This is a genomic window from Streptomyces sp. NPDC058664, from assembly GCF_042716635.1.
Lineage (GTDB): Bacteria > Actinomycetota > Actinomycetes > Streptomycetales > Streptomycetaceae > Streptomyces.
The window spans coordinates 1-14,893 of the sequence record NZ_JBHXRW010000100.1 but is presented as its reverse complement, the minus strand read 5'-3'; the positions used below and the strand labels follow the sequence as shown (position 1 = coordinate 14,893).

Annotated in this window: 10 protein-coding genes and 6 pseudogenes; 7 read left to right on the top strand and 9 right to left on the bottom strand. The window is 69.6% G+C overall.

Annotation, left to right across the window (positions count from 1 at the left end):
• Window positions 1–169: 169 nt before the first annotated feature.
• A complete protein-coding gene (locus ACFWUY_RS38800; protein WP_384121177.1) occupies window positions 170–583 on the bottom strand; it encodes a peptidoglycan-binding domain-containing protein in 414 nt (137 codons plus the stop codon).
• Window positions 584–792: 209 nt separating this feature from the next.
• On the opposite strand from ACFWUY_RS38800, the gene ACFWUY_RS38795 reads away from it, so the two are divergent.
• The 3 genes and pseudogenes from ACFWUY_RS38795 to ACFWUY_RS38785 all read left to right on the top strand — a co-directional run.
• Window positions 793–1,752, top strand: coding sequence for a helix-turn-helix domain-containing protein (locus ACFWUY_RS38795; protein WP_384121175.1), 960 nt, complete (start codon window positions 793–795; stop codon window positions 1,750–1,752).
• 52 nt (window positions 1,753–1,804) lie between these two features.
• Window positions 1,805–2,047, top strand: a pseudogene (locus ACFWUY_RS38790) (transposase); the annotation flags it as partial.
• A gap of 572 nt (window positions 2,048–2,619) precedes the next feature.
• Window positions 2,620–3,177 (top strand): annotated as a pseudogene (locus tag ACFWUY_RS38785) (transposase); the annotation flags it as partial.
• A gap of 156 nt (window positions 3,178–3,333) precedes the next feature.
• On the opposite strand, the gene ACFWUY_RS38780 reads toward ACFWUY_RS38785, so the two are convergent.
• Window positions 3,334–5,133: a serine/threonine-protein kinase gene (locus tag ACFWUY_RS38780; RefSeq protein ID WP_384121173.1), complete on the bottom strand. Its 1,800-nt coding sequence runs from the start codon at window positions 5,131–5,133 to the stop codon at window positions 3,334–3,336.
• A 243-nt stretch (window positions 5,134–5,376) separates the two neighbouring features.
• Here ACFWUY_RS38780 and ACFWUY_RS38775 point away from each other — a divergent pair.
• A pseudogene (locus tag ACFWUY_RS38775) lies at window positions 5,377–5,556 on the top strand (hypothetical protein); the annotation flags it as partial.
• Window positions 5,557–5,696: 140 nt separating this feature from the next.
• Here ACFWUY_RS38775 and ACFWUY_RS38770 read toward each other — a convergent pair.
• Window positions 5,697–6,995 (bottom strand): annotated as a pseudogene (locus ACFWUY_RS38770) (NF041680 family putative transposase); the annotation flags it as partial.
• 313 nt (window positions 6,996–7,308) lie between these two features.
• Window positions 7,309–7,623, bottom strand: coding sequence for a glycosyltransferase (locus tag ACFWUY_RS38765; RefSeq protein WP_384121170.1), 315 nt, complete (start codon window positions 7,621–7,623; stop codon window positions 7,309–7,311).
• Window positions 7,624–7,714: 91 nt separating this feature from the next.
• Here ACFWUY_RS38765 and ACFWUY_RS38760 point away from each other — a divergent pair, with 91 nt between their 5' ends.
• Entirely contained in the window at window positions 7,715–8,326 is a 612-nt protein-coding gene (locus tag ACFWUY_RS38760) for a helix-turn-helix domain-containing protein (RefSeq protein WP_384121168.1), read from the top strand.
• A gap of 251 nt (window positions 8,327–8,577) precedes the next feature.
• Here ACFWUY_RS38760 and ACFWUY_RS38755 read toward each other — a convergent pair whose 3' ends face one another.
• Window positions 8,578–9,444, bottom strand: coding sequence for a hypothetical protein (locus ACFWUY_RS38755; RefSeq protein WP_384121166.1), 867 nt, complete (start codon window positions 9,442–9,444; stop codon window positions 8,578–8,580).
• A gap of 420 nt (window positions 9,445–9,864) precedes the next feature.
• Complete coding sequence (locus ACFWUY_RS38750; protein ID WP_384121162.1) at window positions 9,865–9,999, bottom strand: hypothetical protein; 135 nt, start codon at window positions 9,997–9,999, stop codon at window positions 9,865–9,867.
• Between the two features lie 167 nt (window positions 10,000–10,166).
• On the opposite strand from ACFWUY_RS38750, the pseudogene ACFWUY_RS38745 reads away from it, so the two are divergent.
• Window positions 10,167–10,373, top strand: a pseudogene (locus ACFWUY_RS38745) (helix-turn-helix domain-containing protein); the annotation flags it as partial.
• Between the two features lie 1,030 nt (window positions 10,374–11,403).
• Here ACFWUY_RS38745 and ACFWUY_RS38740 read toward each other — a convergent pair.
• Window positions 11,404–11,535, bottom strand: coding sequence for a hypothetical protein (locus ACFWUY_RS38740; protein ID WP_384121159.1), 132 nt, complete (start codon window positions 11,533–11,535; stop codon window positions 11,404–11,406).
• 429 nt (window positions 11,536–11,964) lie between these two features.
• Complete coding sequence (locus ACFWUY_RS38735; RefSeq protein ID WP_384121156.1) at window positions 11,965–13,158, bottom strand: PP2C family protein-serine/threonine phosphatase; 1,194 nt, start codon at window positions 13,156–13,158, stop codon at window positions 11,965–11,967.
• Between the two features lie 227 nt (window positions 13,159–13,385).
• Here ACFWUY_RS38735 and ACFWUY_RS38730 point away from each other — a divergent pair.
• Window positions 13,386–14,267: pseudogene (locus ACFWUY_RS38730) on the top strand (potassium channel family protein); the annotation flags it as partial.
• Window positions 14,268–14,539: 272 nt separating this feature from the next.
• Here ACFWUY_RS38730 and ACFWUY_RS38725 read toward each other — a convergent pair.
• Complete coding sequence (locus ACFWUY_RS38725; protein WP_384121152.1) at window positions 14,540–14,809, bottom strand: DUF6892 domain-containing protein; 270 nt, start codon at window positions 14,807–14,809, stop codon at window positions 14,540–14,542.
• Between the last annotated feature and the right edge of the window lie 84 nt (window positions 14,810–14,893).

The window sequence follows — 14,893 nt, the reverse complement described above, 5'->3', positions numbered from 1 at the left end:
CCTCGCGGTGATGTCCCTGGACCCGACCGGCACCGGCCGCAAACGCTGGACCACCCGCTGGAAGCGGGCCCTCCAGGCCTTCGACATCGCCTTCGCAGGCCGCCTCACCGACAACCGAATCTGACCTCAGCAACCAAACCGGTTACACCGTTTACTGGACAGACCCACGCTAGGGGACGCGGACGCACGTACTGCCGCTCACCGGCTTGTGCTTGATGGCCTTGCGGGTGAGCGGACCGTAGTCGCCGTCCACCGTGGTGCCAGCCTTCTGCTGGGCGCGGCGCAGGGCGGCCTCGGTCGCGGCACCGAAGTCCCGGTCCACCACGAGGCTTTCGCCATAGCACATGTTGAGGGTCTCCTGCAGCGTGCCCACCGCGACGTTGTTCATGACGCCCTGATACAGGGCGCAGTTGACGTTGACGCTGGTAGTGCCGTAGTTGGGCACCCAGGCTCCGTAGTAAGACGCGCTCCAGTTGCACGTCGGGTTGGCCGCTGCGGCCGTGGTGGCCGAACCGAGCGTGATCATTCCGCCGCCGCCCAGAGCCAGGACGGTGGCGAGCAGTGCGTTCACAGGCTTGCGCACAGGGAACTCCTTGTGGGGAATCGGACAGGACCGACGTCGCCAGCCGGTCGTGGGGCGGCGGCTGGACTTCGTTTGTGGTGTGGCAAGACCTTGTCAGCTGTGATTGCCGGCATCCATCATGTTTCGTCATATGTGAAAGATGCATGTCAAATTGGGGGAACTGCTTGCTCCGCATCCATTTCACTGACGCCGATCTAGCCCGTACGCGTGTGGCAGCCGCAGCGGATCCGTTCTGGGAGATCGCCTCCAGCCTGCATCGCTTCCAGACCCGCCGCGGCCGCTGGGCTTATGCCGAATGGCATCGCACCGCCCGGAGCCGCCTCCACGAGGAACGACTGGAGACGACCGTGCGCGGCATGCTGTTGCCCCTCTTCCCGCGGGCGGCGTACTTCCCCGACTTCCTGACTCCGGCTGCGGCGGGCGGCGGATGGGACGCAGGTGTGGACGCGATCATGTCAGCGCCCGCTCCCCAAGTCCTCCACGAGGTCCAGACGCTGGCCCAGGTGAGTGGCGCTCCCGCCTGGACCCCTCGCCTGGCCGAGTCGAAGATGCGTGCCGAGCTGGTGCAGGTGCTGCGGGCCTACTACAACGCCGTTATCGCGCCCCAGTCCGACCGTGTCCAGGCAAGCCTGGAGGCCGAGCGGTGTCTGCGGGCTCGCGCCCTGCTCACTGGTGGCATCGACGGCCTTCTCCAGAGTCTGCGTCCGGCCATGCGCTGGGAGCCGCCGGTGTTGCACGTGGACGCGCAAGGCGACGACCGGGATCTGCACCTGGCCGGCCGTGGGCTGTTGCTCGTGCCCTCGTACTTCTGCTGGGGCTCACCCGTTCCCATCGCGGACCCCGGGTTGCCGCCGGTCGTTGTCTATTCGGTCCTCGACGGGGTGCCAAGCCGTGACCGGGCCCCGGCACCGTCCACGGTGTCGGCGCTGGCCGGAGTCGTCGGACGCAGTCGCGCCGCGATCCTCCACGCCTGCGCAGCGGGAGCGACCACGGGTGAACTCGCGCGAGCTCTGGCGATCTCCGCCTCGGCGGCTGCACAGCACAGCTCCGCACTGCGCGACGCCGGGCTGATCAACAGCCGGCGGTCGGCCAACACGGTGCTGCACACCCTCACCCCGCTCGGCGCGGCGCTCCTCCAGGCCAATCCCCTGACACGCGCAGAAGACTAGTAGTGCTTCGTTACGTCGGGTGATCTTCCCTGGTGGTGGGCATCTTCTGGTCATGAGGCTTGGGGAGGTGGAACGGCTCCGGGGTGAGTTATCGGAGTTCGTTGCCGATGTGTTCGCTTCGCTGTCGCGGCGGGATCAGCGGCGGTGAGGAGGGTGTTATCTGCGGGGGCTGATGCTGGACGGTCGGCGCAAGTCGGTCCAGCCGATGGCCGAGCGGCTGCCGGACGGGAACATGCAGGCTCTGCAGCAGTTCGTGAACCAGTCGCCGTGGGATCCGCTGCCGGTGCGGCGGCGGAACCCCACGCTCTCCGCTGTCCGGAGGATCCGTTCCTGGTAGGCCTTGTGCTCGTCCGACAACGCAGCCCGGTGGCGCTCCTCGTCCTCGGACCGCTCGCGCACCGCCTCACGGCGCCCATCCCGCTCGCGCAGGTACATCCACGCGATTACGCCCGCTTTGCGGCACACACCGCCGCACTGCAGCCCCCGCCTGGACACCGGAACGTCTCTGTCGGCGTACAGCCGATCCGTCTGGTACAGCAGATCTCACAGACCTGGCCTGCTCTCCCAGCCGAGATCCTCGCAGGTCAGATCCAGCTCGATGCGCAGCATCTCGTGCCAGACGATGTTCGCCAATTTGCCCTGCCTTCCGCTTTGGAGAGACCGCTTCGTCGAAGGTAGAACCAGGCACTGACAATCCGGCAGACATAGGATCAGCCATCCGAATCCGGACAACACGTTCGCACCGGCCGTCCTCGACCGGAAAGTAGTGGTGCGTGTCCCTCGGACCTGATCGCGGCGCCAGGTGACCTCGGGTGTACCGCTCTGGGATGTCGACCAGCACAGGCTGACCAGCAGGCCTGCTGAGGGGTGACTACAGTGCGCAGGAGCGGGGGTCGGAGCCAATGTCAGTGGCTCCGACCCCCGCTGCTTGCCGGCCGTGGGTCAGTTCTGCTTCTCGGGCGGGGCGAGGAGCGAGAAGAACGCGTCGCGGTCTGCGGTGCTCGACTTGCCGTCCAGAGCGAGGGCCTGGTTCAGGGCGAAGAGCGTGTCTTCCGCAGGGATCTTCCACTTGTTGTGCGCCTCGTACGCGATGTCGCCCGGCTCGGGCCGCTGCTCGCGTTCCAACCGCGTCAGCGGTTCCACAAGGACACCGTGCTCATCGTGGACGGCACCCTGGTCCCTATCCGCGACCACACGATCGCCGAGCGGTCCGAGAACTACCGGTACTCCACCAGCCACCAGGTCGTCATCGACGCCGACAGCCGTCTGGTCGCCATGGTCGGCCGGCCCCTGCCCGGCAACCGTAATGACTGCAAGGCATGGGCGGACTCCGGTGCCAAGGACGCAGTCGGCAACACGATGACGATCGCGGACGGCGGCTGTCCAGGCACCGGCCCGGCCATGCCCCACCGTCGCCGCACGGGTGTCGTCGTTCACCACGTCTCAACCTGAGGTTGGAAAAGGCTCACTCACCCGGCCCATCGCAGCGCGAGAGCGCTGGTCGTGCTGGTCTGTTTGCCGCGTTCGGTGTGCTCGGCATGGACTGGAGGCGGAGTGCGCACCGTGTTGACGAGCGCAAGGTCAGTCGTTTTTGGGCTTTTCGGCGTTGCGCCAGATCTGTAGGTCGATGGTGACGTACGAGCCGGGATCGTTCTTTCCCGACCTACCGCGGTAGGTGACCACCGCGACGTGGCCCGCGTCGCTGAGTACGCAGATCTCCGACCCGCTGCTGAGCTGGTCGAGACCGATCTTCTCGGTGTAGCGCGTCTGCGTGCGGCAGGTCTCCAGGGAACCCTTCTGCGTGTTATTCAGCAGGACGAACTTTCCGTTGGCGGTGCCGATTTTCGCCTCCTCCAGGAAACCCACGACGCTGAAGTAGAGATCTCCGTTGCCGTAGGCCACGTCCTCGCGCTCGGTCGGGCGTGGCGGGCTGTCGGCGAGCATGATCTCGTAGCCTTCTGTGAGGTCGATGCCTTTGTACGAGACCGGTTTCGGGTCCGTCGGCTGCGGGCCTGCACCGGAGGGTCCACTGCTGTTCGAACCGCTGCTGCTCCTACTGCTCGGGGAAGCGGCTCCGCTGTCCTTGTTGTCGCCGTCAGGCAGCAGAGAGCCGATGACGCCCAGGACGACGAGCGCGCCCACGACCGACGCGGCCACGATCAGTCCGGTCCGTTTCGGCTTCGGGGGCGCGTAGGGGGCATGGGCGACAGGGGACGGCAGGTGATGGGCCGGCGGAGGCGTGGAATGCGCCGGGTAGCCGGGAGCCGGGGTGTGGTGGCCCTGCACCGGGCGCATCGGGTGCCCGGGGGGTGGCACCGGCCCGGGGAATCCCGGCGCGTTTTGTGTGGGCGCGAAGGGCATGGCGGACGCGGTCGGCGCGTACGGGTTCACCGCGCCCGGCGCCGGATTCTGTGGGGAGAACTGGGTCGGCGTCGGCGGGACAGCGGGCCGCGGCGGCGGGGTCCTGGCCGGTTCGGGCAGTTGCAGCCGCTCGGTGATCGATCCGGCGACTGTCTGCGGCAGCCAGTCCTCGCCTTGGCGAAGCGCGACGGGTGACAGTTCGTGGCACAGCTCGATGATCTCGGCCGGGGAGGGCCGGCTGGCCGGGTCGCGGCTGAGGCAGCGGGTCACCAAAGGGAGCAGTTCCGCCGGCAGCCGGCTAAGGTCGGGATCCTCGTGAACGATCCGGTAGAGCACCGCGTGTGAGGACCCGTCGCCGTAGACGGGAGAACCGATCGCCGCGAAGGCCGCGATCTGCCCCAGGGCGAAGACGTCGGTGGCAGGGGTGACCGTACCGGCCGACGCCTGCTCGGGCGCCATGAACGCCGGGGTGCCCACGCTGACGCCGGCGCCGGTCAGCGCGGTGGCGTCGGCCGCGCGGGCGATGCCGAAGTCGATCACGCGAGGACCGTCGGAGGCCAGGAGCACATTGGCGGGCTTCAGATCACGGTGGACGATGCCCGCGCCGTGGATCACGTGGAGCGCCTCGGCGACTCCTACCGTCAGCAACAGCACACTGCGCAACGGCAGTGCGCCGTGCTGGGCCACGGCGTGTGCGAGGGAGGGGCCCGGTACGTATGCGGTGGCGAGCCAGGGCTGGACGCCGTCGGTGTCGAAGTCGATGACCGGCGCCGTGTACAGGCCCTGCACCCGCTGTGCGGCGTGAACCTCCTGCTTGAACCGCCGCCGGAACTCAGGATCCTCGCCGAACTCCGACCGGATCACCTTGAGCGCGATGGGCCTGCCGCCCGGGGTGTAGGAGAGGTACACCTTGCCCATGCCCCCCGTGCCGAGCACGGCCGCCAGGCGATAACCACCCACAACAGCCGGGTCGCCTTCCTGGAGCGGCCTGAAGAGATCGGCAGAAGGCGTGCTGCTCATGATGAATCATCCCCTGTTCACGGTGGTTCGGCCTCTGGCAAAGCCGCGAAACCAAGGGGAGCGTACCGACTTTCCTTCGCTGCCCTAACTGATCGTTTCTCCGTTCCACGATGGGTGGCACCGGTAAGGGCTCCGCCCCCTGATGGTCGGCGGACCAACTTCCCGACTTCGGGGGTCACACGGCCGGGGTGGCAGAGCGTCGAACTTCACTGGTCAGGGACCTCCGGATGGTGCCTGCTGCCCCTGAAGTCCGCCTCCAAGCACCGGGACATCTTCGGCAAGGAGCGGTACTTCCTGGAGCTGATGCATCACAGCATCGAGATCGAGCACAGGTCCGCGACGAGATCGGCAGGAAGCTCGGCACTGCGGCGTCGCTGGTCACCAGCGACGCCGCAGTGCACCTACGTGCACGAGGCCGGAGCCGACGTCCTGCGCTCTGCGCGCAATCCCCACCTGCAAGGGGCACTTGCCGCTGGTGAGACCCCCGTGAGTCCCCATGACGGCACGTAGAATCATGGGCAGCACAAAGGGCCCTGTCTCGACCCGGTTTCCTAGCTTGATCTTTAACCTGTGCGGCGGGGCCGTGGGGTGGTCGACTTCTTGTTTCGGGACGTGACAGTGCCCGTCTTGCTGGGGGTGTGGACGTCGTGCCGCGGGGTGGGCCGGGTGTTCTTCCGACCCGGTGGCCGTCCGGGTCCAGGGCTGCTGGGTTTCGGTGCCCGAGCCGGGCAGGCGGCTGTTGGACGGATGTGCCGAAAGTCGCGGCGGACACGCGCGGGCGTCAGTCTGTCCACGGGAACAGGCCTTTCCCATGGACGGTGCCGGTCGGCCGCCAGCGGCCGGGCCAGTCGCAGTTGGGTGTAGGCGGCGAGGATCAGCCAGGTCCAGCGGTCGGCCGCCTCGGGGGTGCGGATCTTCGGGCAGGTCCAGCCGAGGGTCTGCTTGAACAGGCGGAAGGTGTGCTCGATGTCGAAGCGCCGCAGATACGCCTGCCAGAGACGGTTCGTGTCCGCTGCGTCCGCGTCGGTGCCGGACCACCACAGCCAGACCGGCTTCGGGGTGGCTCCGCTGGGCAGATGGGCGATGTCCAGGCGGATCACCGTCCCCTCGACGATCGGGAGGGTGCCGTCGGCCGCGGCCCAGGACGAGCGGTGGGTGAGCTTGGGGTGGAGGCGGTCCCAGGAGCGGGCGAGGGCGGTGCCGTAAAGGCGCGTGCCGGTGACGGTTTCGGTGTCCGGGGTGCCCCAGGTGTTGGGCTGTCCGAAGACGAACTCGCCGCCGTGCCGGGGCGGCCGGCCCCTGGTGTGCGGCTCCCGCGGCGGGGCCGGCCTGCGCAAGACGCGGTCCGAGCGCATCCGGGCCAGCACCTGCACCGGCAGGTCCTTCAGCAGGAAGGCGAGGCGGGGTGCGTCGTATCCGGCGTCCGCGATGATGAGGATGTCCGGGTTCCCGGTCTGCCACTGACCTGCGGTGATCAGCCGTTCGACCAGGTCGCGCAGTTGCCGGGCGGTGACGGTGGCGGTGTCGTCCCCGGGCGCCAGACGCCGGGCGTCCAGGGGTGCGGTCCACGAGCTGCGGCCGGGTTCCAGTGCGCAGACGATCGAGTACGGCCAGCCCGGAACGGGGTTGTGCTGGTCCTTGCCGCGGCCGTAGGTGTGGCACAGGATCCGCTGCGGCGAGGTGTGGGCGTCGGGCCGCAGCCAGCAGGTGACGTCGACGGCCAGGACCAGCCGGCCGTCCGCCGACCGGGGCAGCGGCACCGATGCCAGGGTCCGCCGCAGCCGTTCGGCGTCAATGCGGCCCTGGGCGAGCGCGGCGTAGAGACTGCCGTGACCACGGCGGTGTTCGCCCACCAGCGACAGTAGGACTTGTCCGGTCGGGCTGTCGTGACTCGGCGAGCTCGTCCGCATGCGTGGATATGACTCGTCGTCCTTGCTGCCGCGATCGAGACCTGTGGTTCAGGGGCGGCAAGCGTCGGCCAGCCGGTCAGCGGGGCCGCGCCCCCCGGGGTGCCGTTGCGGCGCCTTGGAGAGGGCGCGGCCCTGTGCTCCGAGGGCGGCACATCGGCGGTGACGTTCCCCCGCCGATCGCCTTCGTGCTCGTTCCGCTGCGGTCACCATCGAGCTGGGGCGGCAGCATGGTTCCGGTATCCGGCCCCGGTGCCACGCGGATACGTCAGATCTGGACGACGGCCTCGGCGCGCACCCAGCCCCGGCGGTCGGCGGCCGCGTCGGTGGTGACCAGGACGTAGCCGTACTCGTTGTAGCTGGCGCCCTCGCAGGTCGACGCGCCCACTATGTCCCCGGCGTGCTTGATCTTGACGATCACGCTGTTCGGGTTCGGGTTCTCGTACACACCGGCGGTCGGCCACACGACTTTGTACTGGCAGCCGGACGCGGCGGCAGCCCCGGCCGCAGGACCGGCGGCGAGGACACCGGCGCAGCCGAGCGCGGTGGCCAGGACGGTGGTGGTGAGACGGTTCATGCGCATGAGCGGTGATGCCCTTCAGAGTCCGACGATCTGTCAGCGCACAGAATCGCAGGACCGTCGCCAGGTTGTCGCCCGCCCGCGTCTTCACCGGGTGCACACCGGCCCCCGGCCTGACGCGCTCCGCCCGCCCCAGTCCGGCTGCCCGCCGCCCACCGCCCACGGGCCGGTCCGGGGCCCGCAGGGCCACGGCCCATTCCGTCCCGGCCCGGTTCCCGCCCGGCCGAGGGCCAGCCGGTTCCTCCTCTACGATCTCGCCCAGACCGACGCCTACCTCGAAGGCCGGCCCATCCCCCCGCTGCCCGACGGCGAACACCCCGACGACCTCCTCACCGCCAAGGACGTCGCAGCGATCCTCGGCATCACCCCATCCACCGTCCAGGCCTACGCGACCCAGGGCTACCTCTCCCCCGGCACCACCCGCTACGGCGCCCGCCTGTGGACCCGCCGGGAAGTCCACGACCGCCGCGACAACGCCCCCGGACAAGGCAAAGGCGGCGAACGGCGCGCCGGTGAACCTCAAGGCCCCCGCAAACAGCACGCGTACGAAGGCGACCCCCGCCTCGACACCGCCCGCGAAGCACTCCCCGCGGCCGAAGGCGCGCCCAAGGGCCGGATCGCCGCCGCGCTCGCCGAACAGCACGGAGGCACCCCCCGCACCTGGGAACGCCTCCTCACCGCGGCCGCCGCCCACACCGGCGCCTGACCGGGACACGTGTCCCACACCCTGTGGGCGGGACCGATCCGCGCTCCGTTCAGCGCTCGCGGCGGTCGCTCACAATAGGACGGATCAGCTCGTCACAGACGGGGCAATGGGCGGTGCCTTTGGTGAGCCGGTGTGCCCTCGGGCATACCGGATCACCGCCCCTCACTGGCGCGCGCCGTGGCCAAGCTCCTTGCGGACTGGCCGTCGGATGGTCGGCGACGGGGTCGAAACGATCTTTCCAGCGCGGGCTGTCAGCTGCTGAGGTCGAACACGCCCCACGCGGTGAACGGCTCGGCCTGGACGTAGATCCTGCTTCCCCGGCCGACAACCCGCCGACGGTTGGGGACGGGGCCATCCGGCAGGGTGAGCAGGCCCACGTCCGTTGGTTCGACGGATGCTTCGCTGAGCTCTCCGTGGGCGAGTCGGTCCCCTTCCTCGCCGTAGCCGCCGTAGAAGGCCACCCGATCACCGTGGACGGCCACCGCACGGGCGCCCCGTACGCGGTTCGCCCGCACCCTCACGGGCCGGTCGGGGCGATTGGGGCGTATCTCGACGAGCGGGAAGTCCGTGTATGGGCACGCCCAGGCGGCGGTACCCGACACGTTCAGGGCATAGCAGTCGAGGAGACCGGGGATACGGGCGCCGTCTGACGTCCAGGCGAGTCGGCCCGTGGCGCTCCAGCGGCGGATTCCGTCCGGGTTCTCGTCGAAGTGCCCGACCCAGATGTGGCCGGCCTCGTCCACGAGCAGATGCTCGATGGCGTCCCCGACGAAGAAGGACGAGGTCTCACGGCCGAGCGCGTTGAAGACCTGGACCTGGTTCGCGTCCTCGTGCTGGCGGGCGCGAGACGCGGCGACGACGAACCCGCCGTCGGGCAGGCGGTCCAGGTGCGGCCAGCGGGCCCGCACGGCGCTCAGCTCGGTGAGTTCGACGGTGCCGCCCGGATGGACGGAGACGATCAGGGCGTCGAAGGGCAGGACATCGCCGCCGGGCTGCGGAGCGCGTTCGGCAAGCAGCCAGTGGGCGGCGCCGAAGACATCAACGGTACTGGTCAGTACATGGCGGTCATGGTGCGCTCGGGGAAGGTGGGCGTAAGGAATAAGGGCGGTCTTCTGCACGGGCGGGCTCTCCTGGGTGGGCGGTCACGGCCGTCGGACACTGCGGTGAGCGGCGATCGGCGGCGCGCGAGCGGCGGAGAGAGGAGCGGGGCGCCTAGACGGCATGGCCCTTTCTGGTCGTCACGAGATGATCATCGTCGACATCCGACCGCGTGACAAACCTTTTCGGTGGTGTCACCCTCATTGCTCGAACGCTGCAAGAGCAAGGACCGTCGAGCCGAGCGTTCGACCTGCAGGACAGGGCCAACTGGAGCACTCAGTGGCTGACCCCGCCCCACGTCACCGGGCAAGGCCGCACACTCCGAAGCGCAGCCGACTCAGGGCGCGGCAGTTCGCGGACGAGGACAAACCTGAAGGCGAAACGGCCCGCACCATCACCCAGTGGTGCGGGCCGAGAGTGCCCCCGGTTCTGGAGGCATCTCACTCCTGCGGCTTCTCACCGCCCGGGTCGGCACGACGGGCTTCCCGGCGAGCGCGGCGGGCTTCGAGGGTGATGCTCACGAGGGCGCCGACGAGGGTGAGGATGTCGGCGGTGAGCGAGAGGATGTCGTTCATGGTCTGCCCTTCCTGTAGATGCACGGTCGCGGGGTGCGGCCGTTGGGCAGACCATGGCCGCCAGTTGTTTTGTACGGACGGTCCGGAGCGAACATTGCAGGTAGGTTCCGGATGCACGGGGTGTTGTTCAGGACGGCCGGACAATGCGCGGCGGGTGAACGGGGGTTGTGCGGGTGGCGGAGACGAAGAAGCGCGGGCGTAGGTGGGCGCCGGTCCGCCCGGTCAACAGCTACGCCGGCCGTCTCGCGGAGTTCCTCCGCCAGCAGGTCGACCACTCGGGCATGACCCTTGCTGCGCTGTCGAAGGAGGTCGGCTACTCCACGAGCCAGATCAGCACGTTGCTCAGCGGGCGCATCCCGCCGCGCGTCTTCGTCACCCGGCTGATCGCCGCCACCGTGCCGCCGATGCTGCGCGAACGCCGGGAGGCCGAAGCGCTCCGGCTCCTTCAGGACGCCGCGCACCCACCCCGCTCCGCCCCCAGGCCCACCGTGCCGGCGCAGGCCTCCGCAGTGAGTGTGGCGCAGACGCAGGCCGAGCAGATCCAGGTCTATGAGCGGCTGACGCGTGCGCTGGAGCAGGAGAGTGAGCTGCGTCAGGCCGCGCAGAACTCGGCCCGTCTGATCTGGGTGCTACTGGGCATGGTCAGCACCCTCGAGGACCGTCTGCGCAAACTGACCGGTGAACATGACCGGCTCGCCGGCCAGATGGCAGGCGGCGAGCTGGAGGCGGCGCGCAAGCGGGTCGGGCGTGCGGAGGAGCAGAAGGCCAAGGCGGAGTCAGAGCTGGCCAGGGCCGAGGAGAAGAGGCGGCAGGCCGAGGACCTTGCCGACCGTCTCCGGCAGGAGATCGACGACCTCACCGATGAGCTCGACCGGCTTCGCGGTGACGGTCCCTCGCCTCACGACCGCCTTCCCGCGCAGGCCGGGAACTCTGCCCAGGGGCAGCCGGACAACAACGATGCGGCGGCCGACGACATCGACGCGGCGCTCGCCAGGGCCACGGCAGTCAACGACGAGGACACTGACGTCATCGACCGGATCAGCACCGAGATCACCGGCAAGGCGGCCCCCGACACGCAGGCACGGCCATTTGTTCCGAACAATGCCCCCACCAGCCCGGACACGGCGAACAAACCCGCCTACCAGCTCAAAGAAGAAGCCAAAGCAGCAGCCAGCCGAAAGGACGCCGCCGAAGCCGCACGCCTCTACAGCGCCCTCACCGCCCTGGACGCCGCCTACCTCGGCCCCGACCACGAAGACACCCTGATCAGCCGCCGCGCGATCTCCTTGATGGGCACACCCTCCGCCCGATGAAGCCGACGTATCTCTGCCCAGTCCTCCACTTTCAGCACCCTCCAAGAGTCAGGAGGGGGTCAAGATTCGGGGACTGCCTGGGGGTCAGTTTTCAGGAACCGTCAACAAAGCGCTGCCACTCACCGTCCAGGTACTGCACCAGGACCGGCCAGTCGTCGGGATCGGCCGGTCCGGTCAGCCAGTGGAAGGTCAGCTCCTGCTCGGAGGTCCCCCATATGAGCACGCCGCCGGGCGCGGGGTGGACCGGGTACGGGGTGGACCGGGTACGGCCGGTACAAGTCGGCGTACCGCGCCATGTCCCGGCCCCGGGAGACCAGATCCGTGCCGAGCGCAGCCAGCACCAGCAGGTCCAGGTACTCGTCGAAGCTGCCGGCACCGAAGGCGTCGACGATGTCCTTGTAGTCACCGGGCAGCGCGGTGCCCAGCGCGGCCTCCGTCACGGCCCAGTCGACGCCGCGCCGATCGGGCTCCGTCCACCTGGTGGCCTCCCGCAGCAACTGCACCCACCCGACACCGGGCGGGCGGGTGCACGCGCACCGGGCGAGGATCGCGACGCGGCGCGGGCCGTCGGCGGAGGACGACAGAGCCGGAGGCTCCCCGACCCTGGTCCACCGCCCGGTCGCGCGCGCGATTGATCCGCTGTTGCTGGGGCTCAGGCGGTCGCGTGAATACGCGTTTCGGGGCCGTGCCAGTCCAGGCACAGGACGGTCGCGTCGTCTCTCGGCGGCTGGCCGTCATAGACGTCGGTGACCGCGCCGACCAGCGCGCGTACAACCTCCCGCGGGTGCTCGTCGGCCGTCTTACGAAGGAGGCCGGGCAGGTCGACCGCTTCGGCTTCGCGTTCCTGCATCCCGTCGGTATGGAGCAGGAGGCGGTCGCCGGGGCGCAGGTCGAGGTCCTGGATCTGGTAGATGCCCGGATGGTGGCCGAAGCCGAAGGGCATGTTCACGGTCAGGTCAAGTTCGGTGACCGTGCCGTCGCGCAGGAGGAGGGGTCGGGGGTGGCCGGCGTTGACGAGCTGGGCGCCGCTCCCGTCGAGGGCGATGCGCAGGAGCTGGCCGGTGACGAAGGTGCGGTGGCCGTGGTCGAGGAGGGCCTGGTGGGCTTGGCGGGCCTGTTCGGCGAGGTCTTCTCCGGCGCGGCGGGCGCCGCGGGAGGCGTTGACCAGGAGGGTGGCCATCAGGGAGGCGTGGACGTCGTGGCCCATGGCGTCGGTGATGGACAGGTGCAGGGTGTTGTTGTCGAGGCTGTAGTCGTACGTGTCACCTGCAATGGTGGCGGCCGGGACCAGAGCGCCGGCCAGCGTGAACTGGGGAGCTTCGCAGGCGGCGGCGGAGGGCAGGAGCTGGCGCTGGATCTCAGCGGCGAGGCTGACGGTGGTGGTGCGGTTGCCCCAGTGGTAGAGGTCGGTGAATCGGCGGTCGGTGACGATGATGTAGGCCAGCGCGTGCGCGGCCTCCTCTACCTGGGAGAGGACGTCCGGGGTGACCTCGGCGAGGAACAGCTCCAGGACGCCGATGGTGTCGCCGCGGTTCGTCACCGGGGCCAGGACCCGCTGCCCGTGATCGCCCTCCGGCCCACGCACCAGCTGCTGGGTGCGCAGGACCTCGTCGTAGATGCTGCTGTCCACGAGGGGGATCCTCTCTGCGCGGCCTTCCAGATGCGTGCCCTCCGTGTCGTGGACGCGCAGCATGCGCCGGCCCACGATGTCGACGAACAGGAACGACACGTACTGCGCCCCGAACCGGTCCCGCAGATTACGTGCGACAACGTCGAGGGAGTCCACCGGCGCGGCAGTCTCCGCCGCGGCCAGTACCTCGGCCAGCCCGGTCCGGTCACGCGCCACGCCAGCCTCCACACGTCTTAGACCACAGAACGATACGTGGCCCGCCGGGGTACCGGTCCCGCTTCTGTGATCCACCACCTCGCTCGGATGGCCTCATACGGGCTGCGGCAGCCGGGGAACCCTGGTGAGGCAGGTCCGCCAAGCGGATCGTGTACCCGCTCCCCGAGCAGGACTGGCGTCGGGTCCGCTCCGACGGCCCCGCGATCGGCGCCCCCGTCACCCACTAGATCCTCCAGCTCCTGACCGGCCTCGTCGGCCTCGCCCTGCTCCCCCTCCTCGTCGCCGGCGCGCTGGAGGCGCTCGGCACCTTCCGCGCCGCCGGTGCGCTGCGCCGCCCGCCGCGCGGGCTGTCCGGGCACGTCGTCCTGCTGGGTCTCGGCAAGATAGGCAGTCGTGTCCTGACCCGGCTCCGGGAGTTGGACATCCCCGTCGTCTGCGTCGAGGAGGACCCCGACGCCCGGGGCATCCCACTCGCCCGCGGCCTCGGCGTCCCCGTCGTTCTCGGCGACGTCACCGAGGAGGGCGTCCTGGAGGCCGCCAAAACCCATCGGGCGCACGCCCTGCTCGCCCTCACCAGCTCCGACACCATCAACCTGGAGGCCACGCTCTACGCCCGTACGGTCAAGCCCGACCTCCGCGTCGCGCTGCGCCTGTACGACGACGACTTCGCCACCGCCGTCCACCGCACCCTGCGCACCGCCCACCCCGAGGCCCTCACCCGCAGCCGCAGCGTCTCCCACCTGGCCGCGCCCGCCTTCGCCGGAGCCATGATGGGCCGCCAGATCCTCGGCGCCATCCCCGTCGAACGCAAAGTGCTGCTCTTCGCCGCCCTCATCGTTGCCGGGAACCCCCAGTTCGAGGGCCGCACCGTCCCCGATGCCTTCCGCCCGGGGGCCTGGCGCGTCCTCGCGCTCGACACCGCCTCCCCCGGAGCACGCCGCCCCGACCTCGCCTCCTCACACCAGGAAGGCGACGAACCCCAGCTCCTGTGGGACCTGCACCCCGGCTACGTCCTACACCCCGAGGACCGCGTCGTCATCGCCGCCACCCGCCGCGGCCTCGCCGAACTCCTGGACACCTCAACACAGCCTCGACCTGCCACACCGTAAGCCTTTTCCAACCTGGCATCCGCACTGTCGTTGATCGGCTACCCGAGTCCAGCACGGGCTCCTGGCCAGGTCTTCACCAGTTGACTGGCGCCTCCGGGGAGCTGCCACGGGGTCCTCCGACTGGCAGGTGCTTCAGGTGGGAAAAGGCTCCGTGGCGGCGGGCGAACTTGACCGCGGAGACGAGCGGATCACCGCCAGCGCGGGGATGAGGACGAGAGCCGGGTCCTCTGAGGGCCCCGGCCAGGGCGGCGGGCGACGAACGGATGTCGGGCTCAGTCGGTCTCGATGCCCCGCGCGGCGAAGACCTCCGCCGCGTCCGGCACGGCCAGGACGCCGTCCTCCACGAAGGTGACCTCCTGCAGGTTGGGCAGCAGGACGAGGTCGTCGAGCGAGCGGACGTCGAACAGGTCGTCCTCGCCGTCCCAGGCAGGGGCGCAGTGCCGAAAGACGTCCGCCCCGGCGTCGAAGCACAGCTCCTCGACACGGGCCAGCAGTTCGGCCGGGATTTCCAGGGCCTCGAAATAAGCCCGGGGCGTTGTCACGTTGTTGGGTGCGTGACTGGCTGATGGTGCGTCGGGGCATGGTGGGCCTGCGGCCCGGGCCTGTCTTCAGGCCGTGGTGGGCAG